General features: G+C 63.4%; 1 protein-coding gene. It reads left to right on the forward strand.

Translation table 11 applies throughout. The features are described 5' to 3' along the window. Nucleotides 1–280 (forward strand): hypothetical protein (locus tag L6Q67_RS23715; protein WP_296576026.1); only part of this gene is annotated, 280 nt, incomplete at its 5' end. Nucleotides 281–413: the final 133 nt, after the last annotated feature.

The following is a 413-nucleotide window of genomic DNA, read 5'->3' on the forward strand; positions in this document are numbered from 1 at the left end:
CGAGGCGACGCCTTACCAGACGGGGCCCGCTCTCGTGACAGGCCTGCTCGCCACGCTCGACTCCATCAAGGAGCTGGCCGGCAAGGCCACGATCCTGCTGCGGACGCGGCGCAAGCGCCTTACCGACCTGGCAGTCGAGTTGGGACGGCCGTTCGAGCACGAGCTGCGCCTGAACACGCTACGAGCACGTCAGACTGAGCTGATTGAGCAACTCGACCTCACGAAGGACGAGGCCGGCAGCCACAAGGCTGATGCCGACGTTGCGCTTGCTGCCGCATGATGCGTTCGCCCCCAGTCGCAAGGCTGGGGGCATTTTTTTCGGGAGTTCTGCAAACAGCGGCCAAACTACTTGACGCTCCGGCACGCCCGACATGATGTCGGAAGGGAGCTTTCAAGGTGTCAGATGGGCATTG

It is taken from the genome of Zoogloea sp., assembly GCF_023150065.1.
Taxonomy (GTDB): domain Bacteria; phylum Pseudomonadota; class Gammaproteobacteria; order Burkholderiales; family Rhodocyclaceae; genus Zoogloea.